Genomic DNA, 2,980 nt, shown 5'->3' on the forward strand with positions numbered 1-2,980 from the left:
CGACGTCAGAGTCCTGAGGGCGATGGGGCTGTTGCTGGCGGCCCGGTACGAGCCTCGCGTCCCGTACCCGGGATCCCAGACGGGCTGGCCGGTGGTGTGCATCGACTGCGGTGAGCCGCGGCGCCCGTGCAACAAGATCCCGGTGACCGCCGCCGGCACCAGCTCCGTCCTCGCCCTGCGCACCGGCCAGGAGAACCAGGGCGTGGTCGGCCTCCACCAGACGGGCATCCCCGAGGAGTACGAGCCCAGCCTCAACGTGCGCTTCATGGGCATCAACGACCAGGCGGTGATCTCCTACCTGGTCAGCGCCTACTTCTCGGCGGCCGTCCTGGTGCCGGACGCCCTCGGCGTCCTGGAGGACGTCGAGATCTAGCCGATCCGCCGCCTAGTGACCCGCCCCCGGCTCCGACCAGTAGCCGGGGGACGGGTACTGGTGCTGTTGCTGCTGGGTCGGATACGGCTGCTGCGCCTGCTGTTGCTGCGGCAGGTGGACGCCGGCCTCCTGGCCGCCGCCCTGGCCCGCCGCCCGCCGCCGGCGGCCGGTCGGCTGCGCCGCCTCGCCCCCCGGCCCCGGCTCGGGCGCCGGCTCCTCGGCCACCGCTGGCGGCGCCACCGCCGGCGGCGCGGCCACCAGCGCGCGCCGCCGCCGGCCGTTGCCGCCCTGCGTCCCCGACTGCTGCTCCGGCACGTGCTCGACGGGCTGCGGCTGCTGCGCCTCGGGCGTGGCCGCCCGGCGGCGCCGCCCGGTCGGCGACTGCCCCGACTGCGCGGACTGCCGCTCCGCCGGCTCGATCGCCGCCGCCGGCCGCCGCGTCGGACCGCCCGTGCCGCGCGCCGGCTGCGCCGGCACCGGCATCACCGTCGTGTCCCCGCTGCCGTCCCGCACCGCGCCGGCACCGGTGCCGGGTGCGAGCGTGCCGCCGCCGGCCGCCACCGGGACTTCCAGCACATAGGCGGCCGCGCCGCCCACCTCGTGGGTCTGGAGCACCCCGCCGTGCATCCGGACGATGCCCCGCACGATCGGCTCGTGCACCGGGCTGCCGCCGCCGTACGGGCCGCGCACCTCGATCCGCACCACGTCGCCGCGTTGGGCCGCGGCCACCACGATCGTCGAGTCGCCGGCCGGCGCGGAGCCGGCCGCCGTCTGCCCGGTCGCGTCGACACCGGCCACGTCGGCCACCAAGTGGGCCAGGGCCTGCGCCATCCGCTCCGGGTCGACCTCCGCCTCGATGGGCGGGGCGTGCACCGCGAACTGCGCGCGCCCGGGGCCGATCAGCTCGGTCGCGCCCTCGACGCCCGCCGACACCACCTCGTCGAGCGAGACCCGCTCGATCGACAGCTTCTCCCGGCCCTCGTCGAGCCGCTGGTAGCTCAACACGTTGTCGAGCAGCGTCGTCATCCGGGTGTAGCCGGCGGACAGATGGTGCAGCACCTGGTTGGCCTCGGGCCACAGCTGCCCGGCCGAGTCGGCCGCCAGCGAGCCGAGCTGACCGCGCAGCTGGTCCAGCGGGCCGCGCAGGCTGTCGCCCAGCACGGACACCAGCTGGGCGTGGCGGGCCGCCAATGCGTCGTGGGCCCGCCGGTCGCTGAACGCCAGCACGGCGCCCACCAGTTGGTCGCCGTCCCGGACGGGCGCGGTGGTCAGGTCCACGGGCACCGCGCGGCCGTCCCTGGTCCACAGCACCTGGCCACGGACCCGGTGCTTGCGGCCCGAGGTCAGGGTGTCGTGCAGCGGTGTCTCCTCGAACGACAGCGGGGTGCCGTCCGCCCGCGAGTGCTGCGCCAGCGGATGCAGCTCCTGCCCGCCCAGCTGACTGGCCCGGTGGCCCAGGATCTGCGCTGCCGACGGGTTGACCAGCACGATCCGGCCCGACGTGTCGACCCCGATCACGCCCTCGGACGCGGCGCGCAGGATCATCTCCGTCTGCCGCTGCTGGCGTACCAGTTCGGCCTCGGTGTCCAACGTCCCCGAGAGGTCGCGGATGATGAGGACCAACAGCTCCTCGCCCGAGTAGTCGTCCGCGAACGCCGCCTCTATCGCCGAGGCGTACGGCGAGTGCGCGGCGTTGAGCCCCGCGCTGGTCACCTCTACCTGGAGCTCCACGCCGTCCGTGCGCCGCGCCACCATCCGGGTGGGCTTCGTCCTGGCCGTCGGATCGTCCTCGGGCCGCCGCATCGAGCCGGGGATCCGGCGCGGGTCGAACTCCGGGACGATGTCGAGGAGTCCGCGCCCGACGAGCGGGGTGCCCGGGGCGCCCAGTGTCTCCATCGCGATGGCGTTGGCGTTGACGACGGTGCCGTTACCGTTGACGAGCAACAGCGCGTCGGGCAGCGCGTCGAGTATCGCGGCGAGGCGAGCAGCGCCTCTCGCTGGCCTGCTGCTCACGACGTCGGTTCCTCCCTCTACCCACGTGTCTGTCATGCACGTCCCGTGCGTGTCCTGAGGGGAGTCTACGGCCCGCCGCGACAGGCGCGTCGAGGCGTTACAAAGATGCTGCTCAGGCGCCTGCCCCGGCAGGCGGTTCAGCCGGCGACCGCGGGGAGCGCCGGCACCAACGCGTCCCAGCGCGCGATCTCGCACCCGTTGGACCTGGTGAACTCCGCCGACACCGGCTCGCCGTTCCAGACCCCCTCGACGGTGGCGTGCGCCGGACCGCCGTACATGTAGGTGCACATGGTCCCCTCGTCCACCCCGTCGAACGGCTGCTCGACGTCGAGCAGCGTCTCGCAGGCCGCGTCCGACTCCGGGTGGTCGCCGCCGGCGGGGGCGCACTCCAGGGTGCTGCTGCCGTCCGCCGTCCCGGCCTCCTCGATGGTGATCACCAGCTCGTGCGACGGCACCTCGGCCCGTGCCACCGAGGGACCGACGGGCACGGCGACGGCCCCGACCGGCGCGACGGCGGAGGCGAGCAGCGCGAGCGCGACGACGAGGACCCGGCGCCGCGCGGACGGCTTGGACGGCTGGGGCTGGGGCTGGGGC

Annotated in this window: 2 protein-coding genes and 1 pseudogene; 1 reads left to right on the plus strand and 2 read right to left on the minus strand. The window is 74.9% G+C overall.

What is annotated here, in order from left to right; all coding sequences use genetic code 11:
• Positions 1–373: pseudogene (locus tag E1283_RS34495) on the plus strand (hypothetical protein); the annotation flags it as partial.
• 12 nt (positions 374–385) lie between these two features.
• Here E1283_RS34495 and E1283_RS34500 read toward each other — a convergent pair.
• Complete coding sequence (locus tag E1283_RS34500) at positions 386–2,386, minus strand: PAS domain-containing protein (RefSeq protein WP_207930654.1); 2,001 nt, start codon at positions 2,384–2,386, stop codon at positions 386–388.
• A 137-nt stretch (positions 2,387–2,523) separates the two neighbouring features.
• Positions 2,524–2,980 (minus strand): SSI family serine proteinase inhibitor (locus E1283_RS34505; RefSeq protein WP_341829981.1); only part of this gene is annotated, 457 nt, incomplete at its 5' end.

The sequence above is a fragment of the Streptomyces hainanensis genome (genome assembly GCF_004348415.1).
Taxonomy (GTDB): domain Bacteria; phylum Actinomycetota; class Actinomycetes; order Streptomycetales; family Streptomycetaceae; genus Streptomyces; species Streptomyces hainanensis.